24 protein-coding genes and 1 tRNA gene are annotated in these 26,238 nt (G+C 39.7%); 14 read left to right on the top strand and 11 right to left on the bottom strand.

All coding sequences use genetic code 11. The annotated features are described in order from the left end of the window. Positions 1–144 precede the first annotated feature (144 nt). Entirely contained in the window at positions 145–1,458 is a 1,314-nt protein-coding gene (locus AC1DDK_RS12655; RefSeq protein WP_337716541.1) for a hypothetical protein, read from the top strand. Between the two features lie 2 nt (positions 1,459–1,460). On the opposite strand, the gene AC1DDK_RS12650 is transcribed toward AC1DDK_RS12655, so the two are convergent. Next, positions 1,461–3,122, bottom strand: a complete 1,662-nt coding sequence (locus AC1DDK_RS12650; RefSeq protein WP_337716539.1) for a glycoside hydrolase family protein — start codon at positions 3,120–3,122, stop codon at positions 1,461–1,463. A 218-nt stretch (positions 3,123–3,340) separates the two neighbouring features. Here AC1DDK_RS12650 and AC1DDK_RS12645 point away from each other — a divergent pair, with 218 nt between their 5' ends. After that, positions 3,341–5,863 carry a beta-L-arabinofuranosidase domain-containing protein gene (locus tag AC1DDK_RS12645; RefSeq protein WP_337716537.1) on the top strand — a complete coding sequence of 841 codons (2,523 nt, stop codon included), beginning with the start codon at positions 3,341–3,343 and terminating at the stop codon, positions 5,861–5,863. Positions 5,864–5,917: 54 nt separating this feature from the next. On the opposite strand, the gene AC1DDK_RS12640 is transcribed toward AC1DDK_RS12645, so the two are convergent. From AC1DDK_RS12640 to AC1DDK_RS12625, 4 genes are all read right to left on the bottom strand, one after another. Continuing rightward, a complete protein-coding gene (locus AC1DDK_RS12640; protein WP_477633940.1) occupies positions 5,918–6,142 on the bottom strand; it encodes a CDGSH iron-sulfur domain-containing protein in 225 nt (74 codons plus the stop codon). Between the two features lie 133 nt (positions 6,143–6,275). After that, on the bottom strand, positions 6,276–7,244 hold the full coding sequence (locus AC1DDK_RS12635; protein WP_172659755.1) for a glycosyltransferase family A protein: 969 nt from the start codon (positions 7,242–7,244) through the stop codon (positions 6,276–6,278). 182 nt (positions 7,245–7,426) lie between these two features. Then, positions 7,427–8,203, bottom strand: a complete 777-nt coding sequence (locus AC1DDK_RS12630; protein ID WP_246269421.1) for a type 1 glutamine amidotransferase domain-containing protein — start codon at positions 8,201–8,203, stop codon at positions 7,427–7,429. 94 nt (positions 8,204–8,297) lie between these two features. Next, positions 8,298–8,864 (bottom strand): Crp/Fnr family transcriptional regulator, encoded by a 567-nt coding sequence (locus AC1DDK_RS12625; protein WP_172659754.1) that lies wholly within the window; start codon positions 8,862–8,864, stop codon positions 8,298–8,300. Between the two features lie 102 nt (positions 8,865–8,966). Between AC1DDK_RS12625 and AC1DDK_RS12620 the strand changes: the two genes are divergently transcribed. The 4 genes from AC1DDK_RS12620 to AC1DDK_RS12605 all read left to right on the top strand — a co-directional run bounded on the left by AC1DDK_RS12620 (position 8,967) and on the right by AC1DDK_RS12605 (position 12,034). Continuing rightward, positions 8,967–9,518: a hypothetical protein gene (locus AC1DDK_RS12620; protein ID WP_288878969.1), complete on the top strand. Its 552-nt coding sequence runs from the start codon at positions 8,967–8,969 to the stop codon at positions 9,516–9,518. A gap of 84 nt (positions 9,519–9,602) precedes the next feature. Beyond that, positions 9,603–10,496, top strand: coding sequence for an NAD(P)H-binding protein (locus AC1DDK_RS12615; protein WP_288878968.1), 894 nt, complete (start codon positions 9,603–9,605; stop codon positions 10,494–10,496). 17 nt (positions 10,497–10,513) lie between these two features. Beyond that, on the top strand, positions 10,514–11,434 hold the full coding sequence (locus tag AC1DDK_RS12610; protein ID WP_172659751.1) for a helix-turn-helix domain-containing protein: 921 nt from the start codon (positions 10,514–10,516) through the stop codon (positions 11,432–11,434). A 141-nt stretch (positions 11,435–11,575) separates the two neighbouring features. Continuing rightward, the gene (locus AC1DDK_RS12605) at positions 11,576–12,034 is read left to right on the top strand and encodes a MaoC family dehydratase (protein ID WP_172659750.1); all 459 of its coding nucleotides are present in this window, start codon (positions 11,576–11,578) and stop codon (positions 12,032–12,034) included. A 5-nt stretch (positions 12,035–12,039) separates the two neighbouring features. Here AC1DDK_RS12605 and AC1DDK_RS12600 read toward each other — a convergent pair whose 3' ends face one another. From AC1DDK_RS12600 to AC1DDK_RS12585, 4 genes are all read right to left on the bottom strand, one after another. Beyond that, on the bottom strand, positions 12,040–13,035 hold the full coding sequence (locus AC1DDK_RS12600; protein WP_288878967.1) for an ABC transporter permease: 996 nt from the start codon (positions 13,033–13,035) through the stop codon (positions 12,040–12,042). 5 nt (positions 13,036–13,040) lie between these two features. Next, positions 13,041–13,988 carry an ABC transporter ATP-binding protein gene (locus AC1DDK_RS12595; protein WP_288878966.1) on the bottom strand — a complete coding sequence of 316 codons (948 nt, stop codon included), beginning with the start codon at positions 13,986–13,988 and terminating at the stop codon, positions 13,041–13,043. A 5-nt stretch (positions 13,989–13,993) separates the two neighbouring features. Next, positions 13,994–14,851, bottom strand: a complete 858-nt coding sequence (locus AC1DDK_RS12590; RefSeq protein WP_288878964.1) for a COG1470 family protein — start codon at positions 14,849–14,851, stop codon at positions 13,994–13,996. Positions 14,852–15,138: 287 nt separating this feature from the next. After that, positions 15,139–15,212: transfer RNA gene (locus tag AC1DDK_RS12585), tRNA-Ile, on the bottom strand. Between the two features lie 53 nt (positions 15,213–15,265). Between AC1DDK_RS12585 and AC1DDK_RS12580 the strand changes: the two genes are divergently transcribed. Next, entirely contained in the window at positions 15,266–15,919 is a 654-nt protein-coding gene (locus tag AC1DDK_RS12580) for an HAD family hydrolase (protein WP_337716534.1), read from the top strand. A 13-nt stretch (positions 15,920–15,932) separates the two neighbouring features. Then, positions 15,933–16,253, top strand: coding sequence for an Mpo1-like protein (locus AC1DDK_RS12575; protein WP_172659745.1), 321 nt, complete (start codon positions 15,933–15,935; stop codon positions 16,251–16,253). Positions 16,254–16,300: 47 nt separating this feature from the next. On the opposite strand, the gene AC1DDK_RS12570 is transcribed toward AC1DDK_RS12575, so the two are convergent. Continuing rightward, a complete protein-coding gene (locus AC1DDK_RS12570) occupies positions 16,301–17,485 on the bottom strand; it encodes a proline dehydrogenase family protein (RefSeq protein ID WP_288878962.1) in 1,185 nt (394 codons plus the stop codon). Positions 17,486–17,607: 122 nt separating this feature from the next. Between AC1DDK_RS12570 and AC1DDK_RS12565 the strand changes: the two genes are divergently transcribed. The 6 genes from AC1DDK_RS12565 to aroC all read left to right on the top strand — a co-directional run bounded on the left by AC1DDK_RS12565 (position 17,608) and on the right by aroC (position 23,590). After that, positions 17,608–17,814 carry an RNA-binding S4 domain-containing protein gene (locus tag AC1DDK_RS12565; protein ID WP_048906717.1) on the top strand — a complete coding sequence of 69 codons (207 nt, stop codon included), beginning with the start codon at positions 17,608–17,610 and terminating at the stop codon, positions 17,812–17,814. Further along, positions 17,814–18,893, top strand: coding sequence for a 3-dehydroquinate synthase (gene aroB / locus AC1DDK_RS12560; RefSeq protein ID WP_337716532.1), 1,080 nt, complete (start codon positions 17,814–17,816; stop codon positions 18,891–18,893). The genes AC1DDK_RS12565 and aroB overlap by 1 nt, the downstream gene beginning before the upstream one ends. Before the next feature lie 297 nt (positions 18,894–19,190). Beyond that, positions 19,191–20,024, top strand: a complete 834-nt coding sequence (locus AC1DDK_RS12555; protein ID WP_172659742.1) for a prephenate dehydratase — start codon at positions 19,191–19,193, stop codon at positions 20,022–20,024. A gap of 54 nt (positions 20,025–20,078) precedes the next feature. Then, positions 20,079–21,218 carry a chorismate mutase gene (locus tag AC1DDK_RS12550; protein ID WP_172659741.1) on the top strand — a complete coding sequence of 380 codons (1,140 nt, stop codon included), beginning with the start codon at positions 20,079–20,081 and terminating at the stop codon, positions 21,216–21,218. A gap of 2 nt (positions 21,219–21,220) precedes the next feature. After that, positions 21,221–22,474 carry a 3-phosphoshikimate 1-carboxyvinyltransferase gene (aroA, locus tag AC1DDK_RS12545; RefSeq protein ID WP_288878958.1) on the top strand — a complete coding sequence of 418 codons (1,254 nt, stop codon included), beginning with the start codon at positions 21,221–21,223 and terminating at the stop codon, positions 22,472–22,474. Between the two features lie 24 nt (positions 22,475–22,498). Then, positions 22,499–23,590, top strand: a complete 1,092-nt coding sequence (aroC, locus tag AC1DDK_RS12540) for a chorismate synthase (RefSeq protein WP_172659739.1) — start codon at positions 22,499–22,501, stop codon at positions 23,588–23,590. A gap of 120 nt (positions 23,591–23,710) precedes the next feature. Here aroC and AC1DDK_RS12535 read toward each other — a convergent pair whose 3' ends face one another. Then, positions 23,711–26,134 carry an alpha-ketoacid dehydrogenase subunit alpha/beta gene (locus tag AC1DDK_RS12535; RefSeq protein ID WP_477633939.1) on the bottom strand — a complete coding sequence of 808 codons (2,424 nt, stop codon included), beginning with the start codon at positions 26,132–26,134 and terminating at the stop codon, positions 23,711–23,713. Positions 26,135–26,238: the final 104 nt, after the last annotated feature.

Raw genomic sequence — 26,238 nt, 5'->3', positions numbered from 1 at the left:
TTGTTATTTGTCAATCTGATTTAGTTTTGATTGGTTTAGTAAATTTATATCCCGTTTTACAGAATGAACCGCCAATACCATATCCAAAATATTGGTCAATATTTTAGATAACCTAACCAACTATAAAACAACCACTTACACCAGATGAATAGGTATTCTGAACAAGCTGAAAATTCAATATTTTTTCAACAGCTGGACATATGCTGTCAGAAGGTAGCTGAGCAGATCGGTGAAAAACCAATTTCTGATTGGACGAACAGCGACTATGTAAGGTTAAGTGGTTTATTGTCACGTAAAACATCCATTCATTTAAGCGAAAGCACCCTTAAAAGAATCTTTGGAAAATCTAAAACATCTACCCGGTATTATCCACAAAAGGCAACACGCGATGCCCTTGCGAAATTTATAGGCTACAGAGACTGGTACGAATTTGAGTTTAAGAATCCCATTATAGATGTAAAAACCGGATTAGTACAGAAGGCACCTGCAAAAACCCCTGAAACGCATAAGCAGGAAAGCAATAAGAAAATGTTATACTTTATTGCTTTTATAGTACTGGTTACGTTTATTGCGATAGTACTATTAAGAAAACCAGATACAGGCACGGATCTTTTTGCCCAGAACGTAAAGCTGAAGTGCATAAACCCCGAAGGACTTACTCCACATTCGGCTATATTTAAACTGGACGCAGCAGGACCATTGCCTGATTCATCTTCTAATTTCTCTGTTGATTTTGGTGATGGTAAGATAAAGAGGGTTAACCTCTCAGACAGCCTTTTTAATCATTATTACGAAATCCCAGGAAGGTACTACCCTGTGCTGTTGTATAAGAAAAGACCCATCGATACCGGATATGTTTATCTGCAAAGTAAAACCTGGAGTGCCATTACTTCTGTGATGCAGGATACCACAAGAGTATACCCGGTTTTAGTAAAAGATTTAGGCCTTAGAACGCCAATTACGGTATCAGCAAGAGAAGTTTACAGTGCCGGTGTGGATACCAACCGCACGTTCTTTGTTCATTTTTCACACGTAAGACCTACCAATATCAACGGAGATAATTTTGAACTGACGGTGCACGTTGCCTCTTCCGAAAACAGGGCCGGTGTAAGATGCTCACAAGCAGATCTGTTTATTTACGGAGAAAAGGATAAGCATGTGTTTGGCATCATTAAACCCGAATGTGTGGCCTGGGCACATTATCAGTTTTCTGAAGATGTTAAAGATGGCGCAAAATATGACCTTAGGGCGCTTGGACATGACCTGAGTACCGGCGCTGATTTAAAGCTTCGAATTGAAAACAAACAGGTTAAACTATACATCAACTCTAAAGAAGCTTTTAAAACACAGTACAACAAATCAATTGGTAAGATAATGGGAGTTAAACTGACAATAGCAGGAATAGGCTATTTCGAAAACTTACATATCTCAGACCTGAAGACAAAAGAAACATTCTGATCTTATTTAACAGGAACCGCTTTAAACTCGAATACGGAAACTTTTGTGTTATTGGTACTCACCGTTACAGAAAACGCATACTCCTTCCCTTTTTCAAATACCTGATCTGTAAGCAAACTAACTTCTGTTTTACCGTATGGCTGTAGTACCGGAACCGCTGCTATGCCTAAAGTTTTCTTCTCGTTACCAACAAGACAGGTAACTTCTAAAACGCTTTTTTTAGACACTACCTGGCCAAAATTTTCTACCTCTATTTTTAGTTTGGTTTTATTATTCTCTGAGCTAAATACCGGTTTACGGGCTGAAAGAATGGCCTCATTATAGTTTAACCATGGCACACGGGTGTATCCGTAAAGCAGCTTACCTGCGGTAGATTTCCCGATCAGCTTTGGTGCAAATTCCTCTTTTGTGATGCCACTGCCTTTGGCATCAAAATTTACAATCAGATCTTTGTTTGATTTTACCACACTTAATACCTTGCTGCCCCTGCCAAAGTTAACTTCTGTTGACGCCCCAAAACGAAGGGATTTAACATCTACATCTATTTGCGGGTTAAAGCCTTTTTCGGCTGCAATTTTAACGCTGATCACTTTGGTTTTAGCTGTCGGCATTTCCTTGTTCAGCATGGTCAGCAAAACCCCCGGGTTCAACGGTACGCTGATGTTTTTGGAACTATGGCGGTCGCTGGCTTTATCATCTGCCTTAGAAGTATCTATTACTGCAAAGTTCGCCTGAATAGCTCTTCCATAATTATCCTGAAGCACTTTAATACGTTCAAATTTATACCAGTCTTCCACCTGTCCGTCTTCATGTTTAGCTACTCCAATGGTATATGCCTCTCCGGGATCTGTAACCCAGTTAACCCCATCTTTTGAGCGTTGGTAAAAGGCGATTCTGCCTAACCAGTCGTTCACAATTAAATGGTATTGAACATTGTCGCGCCACACCACCGGATCCTCAAACTCGCCCTTTACATTGGGGTATACCCTTCTGTCGGTAATTTGATTGTAAGCAGAAATTCCTGTTTTACTGATCCATACACCACCACCTCTGCACACCATAAGGTAAGAGCCGTCTTCTCTTTGCGCAAAGGTTAAATTAGACAGGCCCTCGATAATCGGGCGATCTCTTTTCTCAAAATCAAAATGCTTTAATTCCCATGGCCCGTTTAAACTATTTGAAATGTAATATCCGTCAATAATATAAATCACATATCTGCCGTCTTTGATCCGGAAAACTTCAGGATTATGCCCTTTGCCTATAGTGTCTTTTACCACAAAAGGGCCAATTGAGTTATCGCTTACCGTATGGTAAACAATTGAATTTGGCCACTCGGCATGACCTTTCGCCGAACTTTCGAGCCAGCCGGCTACATAAAGGTGATAGAGTTTATCCGATCCTAAAATTATTTTCCCTCCCCAATAAGATCTGATGCGGTCTTCAATGCCATTATCTACGTACCTTGGCAATACACCTTTGGCACCCCAGGTATCACTGCTGAGCTTGCCTTTTGGCATAGGTAACAAACGATCTTTAAACCGCCCGCCTTCTACCAGCTGATCCCATTCAACAGGTCTTGGCCTTTCCGTTATTTGGGCAATAAGCATGCAGGGTGTTAAAAATAAAACACAAAGGATGAGGGGAATAAACAGGTACTTTTTCATTTCATGAGATCAACTAAATTCGGCAACAAATAAAGCACATTCTGAAACCCGTAATTTTGATTTCTTATCCATTCATTAAGTAATATTAACATTCAGTGATAATACTCGCCTATACGTTTCAAAAATTCTTCAGATTGTATCAATTTACATATAAGAGCTGAAACAGTAAATATTTTATAATAAACTTGTTCTTTAAACACACAAAGCCATTTATAAACATGAACGTTAAGAAATCACTCATCTTGGCATTTGCTTCGATCCCGTCATTGCTCTTTGCGCAAAACAGCCCTGGAAAGCAATATATATACAACCGTGCGCCGCTAACCGCCGACACGTACATACAGCTTCCCCTTGGCAGTATAAAAGCCAAAGGCTGGTTATTGAAACAATTGGAATTGCAAAAAGATGGCGCAACCGGACATGCCGAAGAACTTTATCCGGAGGCATCTAACCTTGGCCCTGAATCTGATTGGCTGGGTGGCAATGGCGAAGGTTGGGAACGTGTTCCTTATTACGTAAAAGGACTTATAGCACTGGCTTATACATTGGATAATCCTGAATTAAAAGCAAAATCGCAGAAATGGATAAACTGGACATTAGACCACCAGCAGGCGAACGGAGCTTTTGGCCCAGCAAAAATGAACGACTGGTGGCCAAGAATGCCAATGATGTATGCCATACAAAGTTATTATGAGGCTACCGGCGATGAACGGGTGATTGGTTTTTTTACCAAATATTTTAAGTATCAGCTGGAGAACCTGGATAAAAAACCATTAACGGAATGGAGCAAATCTAGAACCGGCGACAACATAGAATTGGTATTGTGGTTATACAACAGAACTGGCGAAAGGTCGCTGCTAACCTTAGCAGAAAAACTAAAATCACAGGCCTATCCTTGGGCAGATATCTATACAAATAACCAGTTCTACCATTATGGCGATGATTTCCATACCAAACACAGCGTTAGTGTTGGTCAGGCGCTTAAACTTCCGGCAATTTACTCACAGTTGAACAACACTCCATTTTACAGAGATGCAACTGAAAAAGGAATCTATAATTTAATAAGAGATCACGGACAGGCATCGGGCATTGCATCGGGAACAGAATTCCTGGCTGGCAGAAGTTCCTTTCAGGGAACGGAGACTTGTACCGTGGTAGAATGGATGCAAAGTCTGGAAACCACAGCCCGAATAGTTCATGATACACAGATTGGCGACAGACTGGAGAAAATTGCTTTTAACACCTTGCCATCGCAGTTTAGCAGAGACATTAAATCTCATTTATATTATACACAGCCCAACCAGGTGGTATGTAAGCACGGTAACTCTGGTTTTGATGAGGACTACGATGGAGGAATCCTTTTAAGTCCGTACTCCGGCATGGGATGCTGCAGGTACAACATGCACATGGGATGGCCTTATTTTGTAAAAAACAGCTGGGCAGCAACTCCTGATAAGGGTTTGGCCGTAATTGCCTATGCCCCGGTTGAGCTGAATGCTTTTGTAGCTGATGCCGTTCCCGTTAAATTGAATGTGGTGACCAACTATCCTTTTGAAGAGCAGATCAGAATTAAAATAGACTTAGCAAAGGCTGCCACTTTCCCATTGAAATTAAGAATACCCGAATGGTGTAAAAATCCGCAAATAGCGGTGAATGGCAAAGCATTATCGAATGTTAAAATCGGTCAGGTTTATACCGTAAACCGATCATGGAGCAGCAATGACGAGGTAGTACTTAATTTCCCAATGGAAGTAAAAGTATCAGATCAGGTAAACCAATCGGTTACTGTAGAACGTGGCCCCTTGGTGTATGGATTACAGATGAATGCTAAATACAGTATTCGTAAAAAACATCCTGTAGAAGGCTTTTTTGACTATGAGGTGTCCTCTGCTTCGCCCTGGAACTATGGATTGGTGATAGATCGTAAGAATCTGGCTGCTTCGGTAAAAGTTCAAAACACAGCTATGCCCGAGAATCCGTTTATCCAAGCCACTACGCCTGTTAAACTGAAAGTCTCTGCAAAGAAAATACCTTCATGGACCATGGCTTATAATAAAATGCATGCCTTTGAAGTACCAAGAAGTCCGGTTGCTTCATCGGAACAGACAGAAGAAATAACCCTTACTCCTTTTGGAAGTGAAAACATCAGAATCAGTAATTTTCCTGTAATTGGCACGCCTGAAAGTCCGCGTAAGTTGTTTAAAGAAAACTTTGACAATGCTACAGTTAAAGACTGGTTGTTATATGGCGGCAGCTGGTTTATTAAAGATGGAGCAATCCACGCCGCATCTAACAAAGGTTCCTGGGGATATGGGATCCATGGTTCAAAAGCGATTGCGAGCAGTACCATGTTTAAGGACCTGAGCTACGAGGCCACCGTACAGCTAAACTCAAAAGGAAATGCCGGTCTGGTTTTTAGAGTGACGGATGCGGTACTTGGTGCAGATATGTATAAGGGCTATTACCTGGGAATTGATGCAGAAACAGGCACGATCCAATTGGGCAAATCATCTGACCAGAAATGGGTTGCACTTGCATCAGAACAGCAAAAATTAGAAATAGGAAAGTCATACAAGGTTAAAATAGAAGCCAAAGGCAGTGACATTAAGGTATACTTTAACGGATCAGAAAAGCCATTGATATCTGTAAAAGATTCAGAATTTAAAAGCGGTATGATTGGCGTTAGGGCCTATGATTCACTGGCAAGCATTGATAATTTACTTGTTAAAGAAGTGAAGTAAAAAAAGGGGTATCAAATTGAAACCCCTTTTTATAATTTATACCCTTCCGGCAAATTAAACCTTTTTAGGAGGCAGATCAAACGCCACAGCCTCATGCTCAAAATGACMATTATGAGATCCATCGCAAAATGGTTTATTTTTTGAAAGTCCGCAGCGACAAATTGATAGCACAGTTCTGCCCTGCAATCCGTACACTTCACCATTCTTGTCAACGATTTCAAAATCGCCTTCTATCTTTACCGATCCGTTATTGTTAATTGTAAGCTTCGTTTTTGACATCTATTTTTAATTTTGGCCAAAGCTAAAACAAAGTAAACAGACCAGGCAAGATCATTTCAATTTAGAAACGTTCTCTGTTTAATCCATATTGCGGACACCCTTCGCCACCAATTCCAATTTTGAACTATCGGTTTCAGGAAACGGTATCTCTTAATAATTTAGCCTTGGCTGGGGCGTAATAATATTTAAACCATAGCTTGTCTGCTAAATAAAGTGTAAAGCCAAGTGGGAACGAGAGTAAAACAAGCGCCTTACCCCATCCGGTTCCTATGCTGTTATACTGGCGCAAAAAAGATTCAGAATGCATTCCGTAACGGGAGAGCTGAGCGGCTCTTTTGAAAAAGAATACGGGCGAGCTGAAAAACCAATGTGGCAGGTCTTCATTCACTACATCAACATCACACATAGTTAAACCTTTGGCATTTCGGATTCTGTTTGCTTTGCCACTCAGATTGCCAAAACCAGAGCCTGTTGGGATAAAATAAGTTCGCACTACTGTATTGATGCAGATGTACTGGTATTGTCGCCCCAACCTATTCCAAATATAACTTTCGGGTACAAATTTATAGCCCTCTGCTTCTGGATATGGATTCTTCTTTAACAATGCGGTACGCATTAAGCCAAATTTTTCACCTATTATTTTATACTTAAACTGAAATTCACCTCCTGTAATGGTGATGTGATCTGCAGGAAATAAGTCGCCGACAACCTGTTTTGTAATCGAATCCTCCACCAAAGCACATACACACCAATACTTATCCCTTACATCCGGTGAGAGGCTTTCCCATTCATCAACTAAGGTTTTAAGCCCATCGTGGCAAAGGGCATCATCGGAATCAAGTATTGCACACATTTCACCGCTTGCAAGCTTTACGCCCTGATTTACGGCAGAGGGCTTGCCCCCGTTGGGTTTCTGATAATAATTAATATTTAAAGGCGACTCACGCTGCCACGCCGACACGGTTTCTGATGTATCATCTGTAGAGCCATCATCAACAATAATCCACTCAAAATTTTTAAAAGACTGTTTGCTCAACGACTCATAACAACGATGAAGCGTATCAGCACGATTATAGGTAGGAGTGATAATCGATATAAACATAGCTATGCTAATAAATTAAAATATGGTGGTCCGTCTGGTCCTGACAAATGCCTGTTACGAGGTTACCGTAGCCAGCTAATCCCTATATTATCAGTAAGTTGAAATTACTAAAAAACTAATTGATATACAAGTAATATTAATGCAGCTATGCTCCTGCCGTCATAGCTGCATTAATATTGTATTTATTTTGAAAGTAATGCCAAAACCGCTTTACCAACTGCATGTGCAGACTGGGGATTTTGTCCGGTAACCAATCGCTGATCAGTTACTACATGCTCTTGCCAGGGGGCCGATTTTTCATAAATGCCACCTCGCTCAATCAGCTTATCTTCCAATAAAAAAGGAACAACTTTATCCAATTTAACGGCTACCTCTTCCTCATTGGTAAAGCCGTTCACTTTCTTACCAGCTATCAGGTACTTGCCATCGCGCAATTTAATGTTCACAATCCCTGCAGGACCATGACAAACCGCACTGACAATACCGTTATTTTCGTATATTTTAGTGGCTATTGCCGAGATTTCTTCGTTATCAGGAAAATCCCAAACCGCTCCATGCCCCCCTGCATAATAAATAGCTGAATATTCTTCGGGCTTTATCTCAGCAGGTTTTAAACTATGATTGATTTTATTGTGATAATATTGGTCGTCCCAGAATTCCTTATTTACTGCATCTCTTAAATCCAGGCCATCAACCGGAGGCTGACCTCCCTTCGGGCTAACAAAATCTATTTCATAACCCGCATCTTTTAGTACTTTCCAGGCATGGGTTACTTCACCCAGGTAATAACCTGTGGGATCACCGGTGCTTCCTTTTTTATCGTGGCTGGTAACCACAAACAGAATTTTCTTTTTCATAGTATTTGCTTTATTTTTTGATTGTGCCGCCGCAGACAAGGTTAGGGAGATGAAAATGGCACACGCAGCAAGAGCCATCATTCCTTTTTTGATCAAATTCATTCTATATAAGATAAAATATAATGATGCAAAGTTGGAACAATAATACGACAGCAAGAAGGATGCTAATCACAAAATAATTGTGATTACACGCACACTATGGATGGCTTAACCGGCTTAGGGTTTCTCTTGACACCCCTAAATAAGATGCCAGTAAAGTTTTAGGAAGACGCTGGAGCAATTTTGGATTCAGTTTAAACAGACGGTTATATCTTTCCTGAGGATTTTTATTGAGCAACAGCAGGATACGCTGTTGCAGTGCAACATACCCAACATTGGATTTTTTACGAAAGAAATTGGCAATGCTATGTAATTCATTGCACAGCTTTTCCTTATTATCTCTCGATAAAACAAGCAATTCACAGTCTTCTATACAATCTATAGCAATTGTTGCCGGGGTGCAATTCATGTAGGCCTGAAAATCGGTGATCCACCAGTCTTCCATGGCAAACTGCAGAATGTGTATCTTCCCGTCTTCGTCTGTATGGTAGGCTTTAAGCAATCCTTTTACTACCCAATACTCGTTGTGGACCTCACTATCTTCCTGTACCAGGAATTGATGTTTCTTAAGCTTTTTACTGCTGAACATTGAAGAAACATATTCGAATTCGGCATCCGTTAATGGAGTAATTTTTTCTATATGTTGCTTTAACGCACTATTCATTACAAAAACAGGTTTTTGAAGGAAAACAAATCTATTTACTTTTTTTGAATTTCTGCTCTGGCATGAAAGTAGTACTATCAATTTGTACTAAAACAAAAAGGAATGAATTTACCATCGTTTAAGCGGATCAATTTTAAAAAGGTAAGAACGGACATCCAGGGAAGCTTTAAGCAACTGGCAGCAGGTGGCTTTAAGCAGATTTTTAATCAGATTGACCAGCTGAACATCAAAAAAGGTGTGGATGCTATGGGGATCGATAAATTTACCAATCAATGTGCTTTATTGGCAGCAGGCTCAGGATTAATTACCGGAGTGGGTGGCGTTGGCACCATGCTTATTGGTACACCGCTGGATGTGATTAACATTATCACTCAGCAATTTAGGGTTACCCTGGCTATTTCTTACCACAATACCGGCAAGTATAAAATCAGTTTTGACGACTTTTTTAAGATTGTAGCCTCATCTGTTAAGGCCGATGCCAAATTGGCCATCAGCAAAAACATTATGGAAGAGGTTGCAGAGAAAATACTGATGAATTTAGGATCTAAATTAAGCAGACGCTTAGTACCGGTGGCAGGCGGCGTGATTGGCGGGACTATTAATTACTTATTTATTAAAGGTTTAGCAAATGAATTGAGAAAGAAGGGTACTTAAATCTGACTACAACAACAGTAGATTCGGCTACATACCCCTGCTTTATCCTGCAGACCTTTGGAGTATCAATAAAATTATACTCCGATGAAAATAACAATCACAGGTTCATTAGGTCACATTAGCAGACCATTAACCAAAACATTAGTACAACAAGGTCACCAGGTTACCGTAATAAGCAGTAACCCGGACAAAAAAACTGAGATAGCAGATTTAGGTGCCATACCTGCTATAGGTTCTTTAGAAGATGTAAACTTTTTGACAGAAACCTTTACCGGCGCAGATGCAGCATATACCATGGTGCCACCCAACAATTACTTTGACCATAGCCTTGATCTTCTTGCTTACTATCGCCAGCTTGGTCAAAACTACGCCGATGCCATTGAAAAATCCGGGGTAACACGCGTAGTTAACCTGAGTACCATTGGTGCCCATTTAGAACAGGGTTCGGGTATTCTGCTTGGTGCACACAATGTTGAAGGTATTTTAAATGGGTTATCGCCAGAAGTAGCCATTACCCACATCCGCCCTACATCCTTCTTTTATAATCTATATGGCTATACAGATATGATCAAAAACGGTGGCGTTATAGCCGCAAACTATGGTGCGGAAAGTATTATCCCATGGGTTTCGCCAATAGACATTGCTGCCGCGGTTGCCGAAGAATTAGTAATACCATTTACCGGCAGAAAAGTACGCTATGTAGCCAGCGAAGAACTTACAGGCAACCAAACTGCACGTATTTTAGGAACTGCCATAGGCAAGCCTGAGTTGAAATGGGTGATCATTTCTGATGAAGAAACGCAAAACGGTTTAGAATCAATTGGAATGAACCCCCGCATTGCAGCTGGCCTGACTGAAATGTATGCAAGTCTTCATAACGGTTTGTTGGCAGAAGATTATAACCGCAATAAACCGGCAGTTATGGGAAAAGTAAAATTGAGTGATTTTGCAAAAGAATTTGCCGCGGTCTTTAACTAAAATGATTAATTTGTGATATGGCCAGTACAGCACCCCATAGGTTTAAAACGATCAGCGAATTTCATAAGTTCAGGGAACTACCTAAACCCGAACATCCGCTGATTAGCGTGATTAACGTAGAAGCGATATCGCGTTTGCAAGACAGTGAACCGGTTAGTCTGGTGTTGGATTTTTACTGCATTGCGCTAAAAAGAAACTTTAATGGCAAAATGAAATACGGCCAGCAGGCTTATGATTTTGATGAAGGCATTATGACTTTTATGTCGCCCGGACAGGTTTTTAGCATTGAGGTGAACAATAACGAGAAATTGAAACATTCAGGATGGATACTCTATATCCATCCCGATTTTCTTTGGAATACCCCGCTGGCCAGAAAAATAAAGGAATACGAATACTTTGATTATTCTGTGCATGAGGCCCTGTTTCTATCTGAAAAAGAAGAGGAAATGATTTCCGCCATTATGCTAAACATTGAGCAGGAGTACCAGGCCAATATAGACAAGTTCAGTCAGGACCTTATTATAGCTCAACTAGAATTATTGCTAACTTATGCAGGAAGGTTTTACAACCGGCAGTTTCTTACTAGAAAAATAAGCAGCCATAAAACCTTAAACAAGCTGGAAGACCTACTTACCGAATATTTTAACAGTGACGATTTAATGAAAAGGGGCCTCCCTACCGTAACATACATTGCGGAAGCACTAAATGTATCACCCAGTTATTTAAGTGGGTTACTTAAAACATTAACTGGCCAAAGTACCCAGCAACATATACATGAAAAGCTGATTGAAAAAGCAAAAGAAAGATTATCTACCACAACTTTATCTGTAAGTGAAATAGCCTATACCTTAGGTTTTGAACATTCACAGTCGTTTAGCAAGTTATTTAAAAAGAAAACCAATCTTTCGCCTTTAGAATTCAGAAATGCATTTATTTAGCTAAATTATCCTAAAGAAAGCCAAACAGTAAAATATTCTTGGAAAGAAGTTTTGTTCAAATCAACTTATTGTTAACTTGGCACAGTTGATGCTTTTGTCTAAGGTATAGAAATGGCTCTTAATTGATAAATAAATACATATATGTTAATAATCAATAGTTTTGAAGAATATAAATCGCATTTAGGCAAAGAGTTAGGTATTTCTAATTGGCATAAAATAGATCAGGAACAGATTAATAAATTCGCTGATGCAACATTGGATCACCAATGGATTCATGTTGATAAAGAAAAAGCGGAAAGCGAAGGTCCATTTAAGGCTACAATAGCACATGGATATTTAACCTTATCGTTAATTCCATACTTATGGAAACAGATTGCCGATGTTCGCAACATTAAAATGGAAATAAACTACGGTATAGAGTCTTTTAGGTTTGGCCAGGCCGTTTTAGTTGACAGTGAGGTACAACTAAAGGCTAAGCTTAATTCGATAGCAAACTTGAGAGGTGTTACCAAAGTTGTTATTGAAGCTACGCTTATCATTAAAGATCAACCGAAACCAGCTTATACCGGGAATGTAGTATTCCTGTATCATTTTATATAACATATTTAAGATCGAATTTCACGACGCATAAACAGATAATAGGAAAGCGCAAAACAAGCTGCGGTTGCTCCTATAAGACCACTTACCTGAGGCCACACGATCATTAAGCTCTCTCTAAATGGCAAAGGCGCAGGTATTGCACCGGCCATTTGCTCCATCGTCATCGGGCCAAGACTTCGAACGGATGGCATCAGCATGGTTGTGCTCGCATCTGTATAAAGCTGGTTGGGTGCGATTCGCAACAGATCGAGGATAAACTCATTGTAACGCAGGATTTGGTCCTGACTCAAAAAACTGGGATCAGGCAGAATGGACCTGATTGCAAGGTTGACAATAATCTGGTAAAATACTGTAAAAAATAGCCATATACCTATAGCGGTAAGCGCTGAAGTAGCCGCTTGCCTGAACTTAATAGATAGTACGATAGACAAACTCAGCCAAAAGCCTACATAGATAAGGCTGATCACCACGAAGCCTAATATCCTTAACAGTTCCTGTGGCTCCATCCTTACCCCTGTCAGGATCAGACCTCCTCCTGTCATCAACAAAGTTAATACGAAGAATAAGGTGCCGACCATGATCATGGCACTTACAAACTTGGCCAGCAACAGGTTGTCCCTATAAAGGGGCTGTGCCATAATTCTTGTAAGCGTTCCGTTGTTCTGCTCTATATTGATCGCATCGAACCCCAGACTGATACCTAATAAGGGCCCAAGAAAGCTCAGAAACACATGGAAGGGCGGCGTGGAATTATCAGTGGTAGTTAATAACTTAAGGTATAGAAAAGTGTGATCCGGATCATTGGTATTGCTTATGGCTGAGCGGATATTACCTAAGGACACGTACATTGACCCAATGAACGTTAGTGTGATCAACCCGATCAGCACAATAAAGCGCCAGCTTCGGATATGATCTGCCATTTCCTTGTGAAGAACTACACCAAAGGGACTGGATTTCCGGATTCCTTTTGCGGTCTTATATATATTAATTTGACTGTTCATGGTTTTCAATTAATGTCTTCAAAATATTGTTGATAGATGTCATCCAGTCCATAGTCTTTTTGACGTACCCCAAGGATGTCGTATCCGTTTTCAACAAAAAAGCGGACCAGTGCCGGTGTAATGTTCTCTTTACATTCAAACACTATCGTTTCTTTATCCATTGTAATCTGTTTAATGGCTTCCCATTGCTCCAGTTCCTGTTGCAACGACCAGGGCTGAGGAATAGCATGTGCTGACTTTATAGATACAACATGTCCCATATGACCAAACAAATCGGCTGATAAGGTTTCTATATTGCCCTGGGCCAATAATTTGCCTTTTACAAAAATCCCTACCCGATCGCATACTTGCTGAACGTGATGTAAATGATGTGAAGAAAGCAGAACGGTCAATTCCTGCTCTTTGCTTAAACGCTTTATAAGTGTCAGAAACTCTTGTACGCCGCCCGGATCAATTCCCAGGGTTGGTTCATCAAGAATGATCACATCTGGTTGCTTAATTAATACTTCGGCCAGGCCAAGGCGTTGTTTCATACCTCGGGAGAAAGTTGATGTTTTCTTGGTCATCACCGAAGAAAGCCCAACAATCTCCATCAGTTCTGACGTTCGTATTCTGATTTCATTTTCGGAGAGGCCATTTAACCTTGCGATGTACTTTAGGTTTTCAAGCGCTGTCATGTTATCATAAAAGCCTAAACTATCGGGCATGTAACCTACTTTTCTTTTTACAGCAATAGGGTTACTTGTTGCATTATAGCCACAAACAAATGCAGTACCATCTGTTGGATCAGTAAGCCCCAGCATCATGAGTATAGTTGTGGTTTTACCTGCTCCGTTAGGCCCCAGCAGTCCAAAGATCTCGCCTTTACTGATATTGAGGCTCAGATCATCTACCGCTCTTTGAGGGCCATAACATTTGGTTAGGCCCTTCAGTTGTATTATAGGATCCTTCATTTCTTCTATCTTCTACCATACTTGCGGATCAGATAATATATCAGTGAAATGGCTAAGAGGATAACCAAAATACCGATCCACCCAGAGAGTAATGAGGTTGTAACAACCATCCTGAAGGCTGCCTGGGCGTTGCCATTACTATTTGTTGCGGTAAAGGTAGCAGCGTAGTCTCCTGCGATGGTCTTATCCGGAACTTTAAGCTTTGCAGTTACATTTACGCTTTTCCCCGGCTCCACTTGTTTAAGTTTGGCAGGTTCAAAGGAAGCTTCCCAATTAGTAGGCAATTGCGATGTGAGTTCAACATCATTCAATGGCAGCGTACCCGAGTTCTTTACCTCTAGAAGGATTTCCTTATGGTTACCGGAGGTAAGCTCTTCGCTCAGCTTCCCGGTTGGTGTAGTTAAGGTTATTCCATAGGACCCTTTTACAACTGCCTCCAGATTTAGGGACAGGGTATCCTTATTTGCAACTGCCTTTACAGGTATTTTGTACTTGCCGGGTGTGGTGCTTGCTGTGGCATTGATCTCTATAGATACATCTCGGGATGTACCCGGGTCAATATTTAAAGAGGCCACCTGATTACCATCTACCTTGTAACTGATCATCCAGCCGATCGGCAAACTCGTTTTGAACTCGTACAGGGCCTGCTTTGCAGATCCATTACGTAAGGTCGTATTGTAACGAAATGTCTCGTTCGTTGCGGCTTCGATATTGATCAGCCTTGCCGTAAAAGCTGATTTGCCGTCGATAGTTGCAACCTGACCTTGGGCATGCAATCCCGGGTGTAATCCAAAAAGGAATAGAAAAAACAATAAAGATTTGCACCTTCCATGAAGGTGGGTAAGTGAGAAATTTACTAACATGATCTAAACACTAGAATTTATAATAATAGCCTAAAAAAATGTCGGTTCAATAGTTTGTCTGTGAGAGCAAATCAAAAAAACAAAATAAAATTTTCAAACTGATTTAACATTTTTTAACATTTATAGGTCCTCAGCCAATTAATACGATTTCAACAAACAATCATGTACATCCATTGAAAACTACGGATCAATCCCAAAACTACCAGAGTGAGTGCTGTAGGTTTAAAAGTCGACGTTTAGAAACGGAAAAAGCCGTTCTTCTTATCGAAAAACGGCTTTTTTGTTAGTGGGCCATGATGGGCTCGAACCATCGACCAAAAGATTATGAGTCTTCTACTCTAACCAACTGAGCTAATGGCCCTGTAAAATCTTATTAGATTTTGCGAGTGCAATGTTACATATTTGTATCCAATTATGGAAACAGTTTTAGCACAAAAAATAAAAAATATTATTTTCGATTATGGCAACGTTATATTCGAAATAGACTTTGTAAGGACTCAAAATGCTCTTTTACAATTAGGTATAACCGATGTTCAGCAGTTCTTTGCCCATAAAAATCATAATGAAATTTTTAATGATTTTGAAACAGGATCTGTCTCTCCGGCCCAGTTTCGCATTAAAATACGCGAAGCAGCCAACAATCCAGGGCTGACAGACGAACAAATTGACAGCGCATGGAACAGTTTATTGATTGGTGTTCCCTCTGCTGCGGTACACGACACGCTGCTTAAAGTAAAAGAAAAATACCGCACTTTTCTACTTAGTAACAATAACGAAATTCATTACAACTGGATTGTAGATTACCTGAAACGGGAATATAATGTCGAGGATAATAACCACCTGTTTGAAAAAACATATTACTCTCAGCAAATGTTCCTTCGTAAACCAAATGTTGAGATATTTGAACAGGTCATCAAAGAAAACAACCTTATACCAGAGGAAACATTGTTTATTGATGACAGCCCACAGCATCTTGTTGGAGCTAAACTGGCAGGGCTTAATACACTTCTAATGGATAAGCACCCTAAAGATCTGGAGCAATTTTTAACTGATCATCATATCTTATAGTTAAATTTGCCGCATGACCGAAAAAAGATATAAATCTCTTAAGGAATTTTATCCTTTCTACCTGAGCGAACATAGTAATCTTACTAGTCGGATATTACATTTTATCGGAAGCCTGTTAGCCGTATTACTATTGTTTACCGCTGTATTGTTTCACGACTTACGCTTTATGATTGGCATTCCAATAGTTGGATATGGCTTTGCCTGGGTAGGTCATTTCTTTTTCGAAAAAAACAAACCTGCTACGTTTCAGTATCCGGCCTATAGTTTAGCCTGCGATTTCATTTTATTCTGGGACTTACTAACGGGGAGCCAGCCTTTTAAAGTAAAGAAGTAAATTTAACTTCACTCCGTCATCTCCTTTTAACCAAAGGAGATGACGTATTACAATCTTCTTCTTTTCTTTTCTTTTATAATCAACCCAAGCTCGCGGCTCGTTTGTCCGGCAATGGAAGTATTTTCCTGAGCTCTTCTGAAAAGATACGGCATTACCGCTTTAACTGGCCCGTAAGGCACGTATTTCGCTACGTTATACCCGGCGTCAGATAAGTTAAAGCTTAAATTATCACTCATTCCCAATAACTGGGCAAAATAAACATGAGGATGATTGTGCGCAATCTTATTCTGATCAAGCAAATCTGCCAATAACCTGCTGCTTTCTTCATTGTGAGTTCCGCAGACAAAAGCGATTTCATCAATATGAGCCATGCAATACCTTAACGACTCGTTATAATCAATATCAGATGCTTCTTTAGTAGGTTGTATTGGTGATGGATAACCCATTTCTTCAGCTCTTTTACGCTCCTTTTCCATGTAAGCACCTCTCACCATTTTAACCCCTAAAATATAGCCGGCAGCCTTCGCAATAAGGTGGTCTGCTTTTAAATCGGCAAGTTTATCATGACGGTACATCTGATAAGTGTTGTAAACAATAATGGTTTCTTTATTAAACAAACGCATCATCTCTACGGCAAGCTCATCAATTGTTTTCTGGATCCAGGTTTCTTCGGCATCAATCATTACAGGTACCTTTTTATCAAAGGCAGTTCTGCAGATCTTTTCGCAACGTTGCTTTACTTTTTCATATTCAGCTTCTTCATCTGATGTTAGTGCCTGTTTTGCATCCAACTTCTCAAGCAAAGCAAAACGGCCAATACCTGTAACTTTAAATACGGTAATTGGAATACGTTTGTCTTTAGCGGCCTGATCTATCGTTCTGATAATCTCTTCGCAGGTAAAATCAAAAACAGCTTCTTCATCTTCACCCTCTACAGAATAATCCAGAATGGTGCCTACTTTACCTGAATGAAGCTGCGTAATTGTTTCTGCACATTCGGCAATCGTTTCACCTCCGCAAAAGTGTTTAAAAATGGTGGCTTTAATAATACCCTTAATTGGTAAGCCAATGTTCAAAAAGAAATTGGTAACCGGAGGGCCAACTTTAGTTAAAAAATTACTGCTTATTATTTTAAAAAGCCAATAGGCGGCGTTTAATTCAGAGTTAGATTTGTTGCGGAAAGCAACTTCAGTATCATCAAAATTCAATGATTTTTTGGGGAATGTCTCCATTAGTGAATGTCAGTTAGTCAAATCGTTTGCAAAAGTATAAATTCCATAGCTACCACTGGTAGAACACACTATAAATAATTGTAATTTTGGCAGTAAAAAATTTTATCTAAGTTTGTCTTATAATGATACAATTTAAATTAGAAGGCGAATTCATTCCCCTTATTCAGTTGTTAAAAGCAACTGCACTTGTTCAAAGCGGTGGCGAAGCCCAAACTGTTGTTGAAGACGGTCTTGTAAAATATAACGGCAAGGTTGATTACCGCAAGCGATTGAAGGTGCGGGTTGGAGATGTAATTGATTTTATGGGTCAGAAAATAACAATCATTTAATGAACAAATTAAACAGTGCCGGACATACCATCCATTTTGAAGCAAATCTTGCCCCTCTGGTAGAAATTATAGAAAGCAGCAAATACAGCAAGATCTTTGTATTTGTGGATCGGAATACCGCAGAATTATGCTTACCTCAGTTCCAGGAAATGCTGGGAGATTTTACAGGATTTGATCTGATTGAAACAGATCCTGGCGAAGAGAACAAAAATATAGATTTTTGTATTGGCATCTGGAAAACACTATTGGATTTTGAGGCAGACCGCAAATGCTTGATGATAAATTTAGGCGGGGGCGTGATTACCGATATGGGTGGCTTTGTGGCTTCAACATATAAACGCGGGATAGATTTTATTAATATCCCTACTACCCTGCTTTCGCAGGTTGATGCATCGGTAGGTGGTAAAACCGGTATCGATGTAGATAATGTAAAAAATATGGTTGGAACGTTTACCCTTCCTCAAGCTGTATTTATTGAAACTTCCTTCCTTAAAACGCTGCCTAAAAGAGAACTGCTTTCTGGTTTTGCTGAAATGATTAAACATGGTTTAATTGTAGACAAAGACTATTATGCAGAATTGCAAAACAGCGATTACGAACAAATTGGGGCCAACGCTATTTACCGTTCGGTAGAGATAAAAAACGAGGTTGTAACAGAAGACCCTCATGAAAAAGGATTAAGAAAAATATTAAACTATGGGCATACTATAGGCCATGCGGTTGAAACCTATTCTTTAATAAACGATAAAAACCCTTTAACACATGGCGAGGCAATAGCCATAGGTATGATATGCGAAGGCTTCTTGTCGGCCAAAAACAATACGCTTAGCGAGGATGAGCTTAACAACATCGGTACCTATATTTTAAAATTATATCCTAAATATCACATTAAGGAAGAAAGTTTTGACCAATTATTGGAATTTATGCAAAGCGATAAAAAGAATGAAAACGGACAGATCATGTTCTCATTATTGAGCCGCATTGGAGCGTGTGATTTTAACTGCAGGGTATCAAAAAACGACATTTTGGATAGTTTTGCTTACCTAAACACCTTAACTTCCAAGTCAGAAAATGCCTAATATTTTGAACCACAACAAGAACCTTATAACAAACAATAAATAATTTTTTTAAATTAACTATTGACAAATTAAATTTTGTTAGTACATTTGGCGAAACGAAAAGAAAATTTTGAAAAATATCACTACATATTGGTTTGGTTACTTCTACTACTTTAGTAAGAGCCGGGACTAATATGCACTAGAATCTAATAAGATAAATGTATACGAAAAGTCCCGGTCTAAAGCCGGGACTTTTTTCGTTTAGAGAAAATAACAGTTATGATAATTTCATAACCATTAAAAAGGGAAAATATTCTAATGAAAAAAGGAACAAGAGTAGCAATTCAAGGCATTAAAGCTTCATTTCACGAAGAGGCCGCATTCAAGTTTTTCGGAAAAGACATTCAGACCATTGAATGTACTTCCTTTAAACACACATGCGAGGTTTTAGAAAACGATGGCGCAGACTTCGTGGTAATGGCAATTGAAAATTCAATAGCCGGAAGTCTTCTACCGAATTACACCTTAATACGTGAATACAATTTCGCTGTAGTTGGCGAAGTTTACCTGGCTATTCAACTTCACCTGATGGCACTGCCCGGTGTAAAGTTTGAGGATATCAAATATGCTACTTCCCACCCTATTGCTATTCGCCAATGCGTTGATTTCTTTGAAGATTACCCACAGATCCAGATCATAGAGAGCAATGATACTGCTGCCTGTGCGAAGCGCATTAAGGAAGAACAGCTTACAGATACAGTTGCTATAGCAAATACGCTTGCAGCGGAATTGTATGGGCTAAATATCATTGAAAGAAGAATTGAATCAAACAAGAAAAACTTTACCCGCTTTCTGATCCTTAAAAAAGGAACAGCTGAAGAAGGGGCTCCAATCAATAAAGCATCTATTTGCTTCCAGGTAAGTAACCATGTTGGTGCACTGGTTAAGGTGTTAAACATCTTTGCTGACCAGCAGGTTAACTTAAGCAAAATACAGAGCATGCCTGTGCTTGGCAAAAGAAATGAATATTACTTCTATGTAGATATGGAATGGAAAAACATGGAGGCTTATGATAAAGCTGTCCGCCAGGCCCTTAAATACACCGTGAACTTTAATATCATGGGTGAGTACCAGAAAAACGACAAAGTATAATTAGCATAAATAATCCAATTAAAATAAAATATTAACACATATAACCCCAAAACAATGAAATTACAATTAAACATTCAACCGCTTAACACCTGGCTTAACATCAACAATGAGCCTTTGATCATCTCAGGACCTTGTAGTGCAGAAACTGAAGAGCAATTATTAACTACAGCTCATTTATTGGCTGCAACAGGAAAAGTATCTGTTTTAAGAGCAGGTATCTGGAAACCACGTACTCGTCCTGGAGAATTCGAAGGAATTGGAAGTATAGGTTTAGAATGGTTAAAAAGAGCTAAGTTAGAAACTGGTTTACCAACAGCTGTAGAGGTTGCAAATGCTAAACACGTTGAAGAAGCTTTAGCTGCTGGTGTAGATATCCTTTGGATTGGTGCACGTTCAACAGTAAATCCATTCACAGTTCAGGAAATTGCTGACGCTTTAAAAGGTGTAGACATTCCTGTATTAGTTAAAAACCCTGTAAACCCTGATTTACAATTATGGGTTGGTGCTTTAGAGCGTATCAATGGCGCTGGTATCACTAAATTAGGTGCAATTCACCGTGGCTTCTCTTCATTCGAGAAAAGCTCGTTCCGTAACGAACCAATGTGGGAACTTGCTATCCAATTGAAAACATTATGCCCTGAGTTACCTATCATCAACGATCCAAGTCACATCTGTGGTAACAGAGAGTTAATTCCTTACATCTCTCAAAAAGCATTAGACTTAGATATGCAAGGTTTAATGATCGAGTCGCATGTTGATCCTTCTGTTGCGTGGACTGATGCTAAACAACAAGTAACTCCAGCTGCTTTAGCTGAGTTGGTTGATCGCTTAACAGTTCGTGAACCAGAAACTAAAAATGAAGCGATCTCTGATCAATTAGCTGAATTCCGTAAGCAAATCGATAAAATTGACGACATCTTATTACAAAAATTAGGTGAGCGTATGTCTATCGTTGCTAAAATCGGTGAGTACAAACGCGATAACCAGGTTACAATTTTACAGGTTAACCGTTGGGATGCCATCATTCAAAAAGGTATCTCATTTGCAAAAGCACTAAAGTTAGATTTAAACTTTACTGAGAAATTTTTGGAACTTGTTCATGGTGAGTCTATCCGTAAACAAACTGAGATCATGAACGCAGGCAAAGCCGAAAAAGGAATTGCAGCAGAAGCACACACAGAAGTTAAGTCTTAATAATGAGTAAACATGCGCTTGTTTCTTTTAAAGGAAGCAAACAAATAGATACAGAAATTACACTTACAGGCTCTAAGAGTGAGTGTAACAGAGCATTAATTATCAGCTCTTTGAGTAAGGGGACTGTAAAGGTTGATAATATGTCTAATGCTGCTGATACTGTTACTTTAAACAGTATATTAAATAATATCTCGCAAAGCAACCCACATCAACAAACCGTTGATGTGGGCCCTGCGGGTACTGCAATGCGTTTTTTAACAGCCATGCTCTCTACCCTACCTGGTAATTTTTTATTAACAGGAACAGAAAGAATGAAACAACGCCCCATTGGTATTCTTGCTGAAGCATTAAAAAACATCGGTGCTGATATTACTTACCTTGAACAAGATGGATTCCCTCCGTTAAACATCAATGGTCCGTTAAAACAAAGCACTGATACCGTTAAGATTAAAGGTGATATAAGTAGTCAGTATATTTCAGCTTTATTAATGATTGCGCCTATTTTACCGCTAGGTTTAACGCTACAGATTGAAGGTGAGTTAACCTCTCTTCCTTATGTTAAAATGACGTTAGACATGCTTCAGGAAGCTGGTATTGTGCATGAATGGTCTGGAAACAACATTACCATTAAACCACAGACTTTTGAAGCGGCTACACTTGCAGTAGAACCCGACTGGAGTGCAGCTTCTTATTGGTATAGCATAGCAGCGCTTGCTGAAAATGCACAGATCGGTTTGCCTTATCTAAAAGATAAAAGCTTGCAAGGCGATAGTCGTATCAGAGAAATTATGAGTGCCTTTGGGGTACAAACAGCAAAAACCAGCAAAGGAATTAACCTTACAACCACTGAAACAAACTTTAATGATGATATTCTTGATCTAAAAGATTGTCCGGATTTAGCACAAACCATTATTGTATGTGCCGCTGCTTTAAGAAAAAACCTTAAATTCACGGGTCTGGAAACCTTAAAGATCAAAGAAACTGATCGTGTTTTGGCTTTACAAAATGAGCTTTCAAAGATTGGTGTAACCTTAAATGAAGACAACTTTATTTATACACTGAACTGCGATCAGCTAAACTTCCCTGAAAGGGTATCTTTTGCTACTTACGAAGACCATAGAATGGCGATGGCTTTTGCTCCGCTTAGTCTGGTCATAAACGAAGTTGTTCTGGAAGAAATGGATGTTGTAGAAAAATCTTATCCTGATTTCTGGAAAGATTTAGTAAAAGCAGGGTTTACAGTTACAGAGATTTAATTAAAAACATAAAATAATTCTAAAATGGCAGGCAACACATTCGGGCAATTATTTCGCATCACTACCTTTGGGGAATCACATGGTGTGGCCATTGGTGTTATTCTGGATGGATGTCCGGCGCAATTGCCCATCGATCTTGATTTTATTCAATCAGAGTTAGATAAACGCAAACCGGGGCAATCTAAGATTACTACTCAACGAAAGGAGAGCGATACCGTGCAGATTCTTTCAGGAACATTTGAAGGAAAAAGTACAGGTACGCCAATTGCAATGCTTATTCCAAACGAGGATCAGCGCAGTAAAGATTATAGCCACAATACTGATGTTTATCGCCCCTCTCATGCCGATTATACTTATGATGCTAAATATGGCATTCGTGATCACCGTGGCGGCGGACGCTCCTCAGCTCGTGAAACAGCTGCCCGCGTTGCAGCAGGRGCTATTGCCAAGTTGTTGTTAAAACATCATGGTATTGAAGTTTTTGCACACGTATCTTCAGTAGGCAAAATCGAAGCACCTAATCTTGAAAGTAAAAACATCGCTGATTTGCTAGCTATCCGCGAAGAAAACATCGTTCGCTGTGCAGATCCCGCTATCGCAAATCAAATGATCGAATTTATTGATGGCGTTCGCAAGGATGGCGATACAGTAGGCGGAAAGATCAATTGTATTGTTAAAAACTGCCCTGTTGGCTTAGGTGAACCTGTATTTGATAAACTTCATGCAGATCTGGGTAAAGCTATGCTAAGCATTAATGCTGTTCACGGTTTTGAATATGGGTCTGGATTTAGCGGAAGCGAAATGAGGGGATCAGAGCATAACGATATCTTTTTAGCAAATGAAGGTCGGCCTAAAACGCTTACCAACTTCTCTGGTGGAATCCAGGGAGGTATTTCTAACGGAATGGAAATCAATTTCACAGTAGCCTTTAAACCGGTTGCAACAATTATGCACAATCAGCAAACCATAAATGCTGCAGGCGAAGCTGCAGAAATTAAAGGTAAAGGCCGACACGATCCATGTGTTGTACCTCGTGCAGTTGTAATTGTTGAGGCAATGGCAGCATTAGTGCTAGCCGATCATTTGCTTCGAAACAGATCAAGCAAATTAGCATAACAGAAAATCAACAAAGTTAATTTAGACTCTCCTTAGATCATGGTCTAAGGAGAGTCTAAGTTGACTCTGATCAGAGTCTGAGATAACTCTGAAGAGTTATCTTCTCTGGCAAGTCTGTTTTTAGAATATAGAAGGGTATTTTGATGCGTTATTGTCGTGCATAATTTGATACACGGTTTCAATAATATCATCAACAGATGGCTTACTAAAATAATCTCCATCTGATCCATAAGGCGGACGGTGAGCTTTAGCAGTAAGCGTTCTTGGCTGTCCGTCTAAATGGTAATAACCATTTTGCGCTTCAAGTACCTGTTGTAAAATAAATGCAGCGCCTCCACCCGGAACATCTTCATCAACTACCAATAACTTATTTGTTTTCTTTAAAGATTCTGCACAAATCCGTTTTGTATCAAAAGGAAGTAGTGTTTGAGGATCGATTATTTCAACTGAAATCCCTAACTGGGCTAATTCTTCTGCTGCTTCTTCAACAACTCTTAAAGTAGCTCCATAAGATACAATGGTAACATCAGTTCCTGTTCTTACGATCTCTGCCTCTCCAAGAGGAACAGTGTATTCGCCAACATTTTCCGGTAGTTTTTCTTTTAACCTGTATCCATTCAGACATTCAATAACCAGAGCAGGTTCATCAGATCTGAATAAGGTATTGTAAATACCTGCAGCCTGTGTCATATTACGCGGAACGCATATATGCAAACCTCTTAATGAGCCCAAAATCATAGACATTGGAGATCCTGAATGCCACACGCCTTCTAACCTATGTCCACGGGTTCTGATGATAACAGGCGCTTTTTGACCGGCTTTAGTCCTATAAGATAAGCTTGCCAGGTCATCACTTAAAATATTAAGTGCATATAGTAAATAATCGAGGTACTGAATCTCTGCAATAGGTTTTAAACCGCGCAAAGCCAGACCAATACCCTGACCAATAATTGTCATTTCTCTAATACCGGTATCAGTGATCCTTAAATCACCATACTTGGCTTGCAGGCCTGCAAAACCCTGGTTTACGTCGCCTATTGCGCCTAAATCTTCACCAAAGGCTACTAAACGCTCATCGCGTGCAAAATTAGCGTCAAAGCAAGCGTTCAGTAATTCACGGCCGTCTACCATTTTACTTTCCTCAGTGTATTCGGGAGCCACCTGTTTAACCAATAACGGACTTTCTATACCATCGGTAAATAGCTTAGAATTGTACCTGTCTTCGTTTAAAGAGGCCTGGCTATTATACCAGTTTATCAGTTTGTCTCTCTCTGGAGAAGGGTTATTAATGCTAAGACGTAATGTTTTTCTTGCTGAAGAAACAACCTCCTTACGCAATGCATCGGGCGTACTGGCAAGTAGTGAAGCAATTTTACTGATAGCAGGATTGCCGTTGGCAATTCTGTTGATCATATCGATTACCTCTTCCTTCTCTACTTTAATGGTAGCTAAGAATTCATTCCATGCCTCTCGTTGGGTTTCACGTACAAGTTTCTTTGCAGTTGCTTCCAGCTCAGTAATTTCTTCTTCTGTAATAATAGCTGATTCAAGCATCCACTTACGCATCTGCAGGTTGCAGTCATACTCACGCTCCCACTCCAAGCGATCTTTATCTTTATAACGCTCATGAGAACCGGAAGTAGAGTGTCCTTGTGGTTGAGTGACCTCTGTAACATGTATCAAAACGGGAACATGTTCAGTTCTGCATACATCTATAGCACGCTGATAGGTTTCGCACAGTGCCGGATAATCCCAGCCTCTTACTTTAAATATTTCGTAGCCGGCTGCATCTTCATCTCTTTGAAATCCTTTTAGAATTTCTGAAATATCCTCTTTAGTAGTTTGATACTTGGCAGGAACTKAGATTCCATAAGCATCATCCCAGATAGACATAGCCATTGGAATTTGGAGAACACCTGCAGCATTAATAGCTTCAAAAAACACCCCCTCGGAAGTAGAGGCATTACCAATGGTACCAAACGCAACTTCATTGCCGTTTACCGAGAAATTTTTAAGATAACTTAAGTCGGGATTTTGCCTGTATAATTTGGAAGCATAGGCCAAACCTACTAAACGGGCCATTTGACCACCGGTTGGCGCAATATCAGACGAAGAGTTTTTCATCTCCGTCAGGTCTTTCCAGCTACCGTCTTCATTAAGTGAACGGGTAGCAAAGTGACAATTCATTTGTCGCCCGGCAGATGCAGGATCAGCCTCAACACTTGGGTTTGCGTATAACTGAGCAAAAAACTCTTTTAGTGTACAAATTCCGGTTGCAAAGGCAAAAGTCTGATCTCTATAGTAGCCAGATCGCCAATCGCCATTTTTAAAAGCTTTGGCCATTGCTATCTGAGGAATCTCCTTACCATCACCAAATATTCCAAACTTCGCCTTACCCGTCAACACTTCTTTACGTCCTAATAAACTAGCTTGTCTACTCTCGTAAGCTATTTTATAGTCGTTAATAACAATCGTTTTGAAATCATCAAAACTTAACTCTGAAGCATCAATTGGGTTCGTTGTAAGTTTACTATTTGGCGTCATAAGCAAATCAGTTATGGGGCAAAGATACATAAATTCTAAAGTATGACTTAACGGTGTGAGTTAATTTATATATTGGAATACTTTTTGAATTATCGTTTAAAACA

It is taken from the genome of Pedobacter sp. 05T44 (assembly GCF_056395985.1).
This window is presented reverse-complemented; position numbering and strand designations above follow the sequence as displayed.

What these genes read in the sequence shown, in the direction of transcription:
- AC1DDK_RS12630 (WP_246269421.1), bottom strand. Translation starts at nt 8,203, where the DNA reads ATGAATTTGATCAAAAAAGGAATGATGGCTCTTGCTGCGTGTGCCATT.
- AC1DDK_RS12570 (WP_288878962.1), bottom strand. Translation starts at nt 17,485, where the DNA reads ATGGAGACATTCCCCAAAAAATCATTGAATTTTGATGATACTGAAGTT.
- AC1DDK_RS12595 (WP_288878966.1), bottom strand. Translation starts at nt 13,988, where the DNA reads ATGAAGGATCCTATAATACAACTGAAGGGCCTAACCAAATGTTATGGC.
- AC1DDK_RS12645 (WP_337716537.1), top strand. Translation starts at nt 3,341, where the DNA reads ATGAACGTTAAGAAATCACTCATCTTGGCATTTGCTTCGATCCCGTCA.
- AC1DDK_RS12555 (WP_172659742.1), top strand. Translation starts at nt 19,191, where the DNA reads ATGAAAAAAGGAACAAGAGTAGCAATTCAAGGCATTAAAGCTTCATTT.
- AC1DDK_RS12620 (WP_288878969.1), top strand. Translation starts at nt 8,967, where the DNA reads ATGAATTTACCATCGTTTAAGCGGATCAATTTTAAAAAGGTAAGAACG.
- AC1DDK_RS12600 (WP_288878967.1), bottom strand. Translation starts at nt 13,035, where the DNA reads ATGAACAGTCAAATTAATATATATAAGACCGCAAAAGGAATCCGGAAA.
- AC1DDK_RS12655 (WP_337716541.1), top strand. Translation starts at nt 145, where the DNA reads ATGAATAGGTATTCTGAACAAGCTGAAAATTCAATATTTTTTCAACAG.
- AC1DDK_RS12610 (WP_172659751.1), top strand. Translation starts at nt 10,514, where the DNA reads ATGGCCAGTACAGCACCCCATAGGTTTAAAACGATCAGCGAATTTCAT.
- AC1DDK_RS12615 (WP_288878968.1), top strand. Translation starts at nt 9,603, where the DNA reads ATGAAAATAACAATCACAGGTTCATTAGGTCACATTAGCAGACCATTA.
- AC1DDK_RS12650 (WP_337716539.1), bottom strand. Translation starts at nt 3,122, where the DNA reads ATGAAAAAGTACCTGTTTATTCCCCTCATCCTTTGTGTTTTATTTTTA.
- aroB (WP_337716532.1), top strand. Translation starts at nt 17,814, where the DNA reads ATGAACAAATTAAACAGTGCCGGACATACCATCCATTTTGAAGCAAAT.
- AC1DDK_RS12605 (WP_172659750.1), top strand. Translation starts at nt 11,576, where the DNA reads ATGTTAATAATCAATAGTTTTGAAGAATATAAATCGCATTTAGGCAAA.
- AC1DDK_RS12565 (WP_048906717.1), top strand. Translation starts at nt 17,608, where the DNA reads ATGATACAATTTAAATTAGAAGGCGAATTCATTCCCCTTATTCAGTTG.
- AC1DDK_RS12550 (WP_172659741.1), top strand. Translation starts at nt 20,079, where the DNA reads ATGAAATTACAATTAAACATTCAACCGCTTAACACCTGGCTTAACATC.
- aroA (WP_288878958.1), top strand. Translation starts at nt 21,221, where the DNA reads ATGAGTAAACATGCGCTTGTTTCTTTTAAAGGAAGCAAACAAATAGAT.
- AC1DDK_RS12625 (WP_172659754.1), bottom strand. Translation starts at nt 8,864, where the DNA reads ATGAATAGTGCGTTAAAGCAACATATAGAAAAAATTACTCCATTAACG.
- AC1DDK_RS12635 (WP_172659755.1), bottom strand. Translation starts at nt 7,244, where the DNA reads ATGTTTATATCGATTATCACTCCTACCTATAATCGTGCTGATACGCTT.
- AC1DDK_RS12580 (WP_337716534.1), top strand. Translation starts at nt 15,266, where the DNA reads ATGGAAACAGTTTTAGCACAAAAAATAAAAAATATTATTTTCGATTAT.
- AC1DDK_RS12590 (WP_288878964.1), bottom strand. Translation starts at nt 14,851, where the DNA reads ATGTTAGTAAATTTCTCACTTACCCACCTTCATGGAAGGTGCAAATCT.
- AC1DDK_RS12575 (WP_172659745.1), top strand. Translation starts at nt 15,933, where the DNA reads ATGACCGAAAAAAGATATAAATCTCTTAAGGAATTTTATCCTTTCTAC.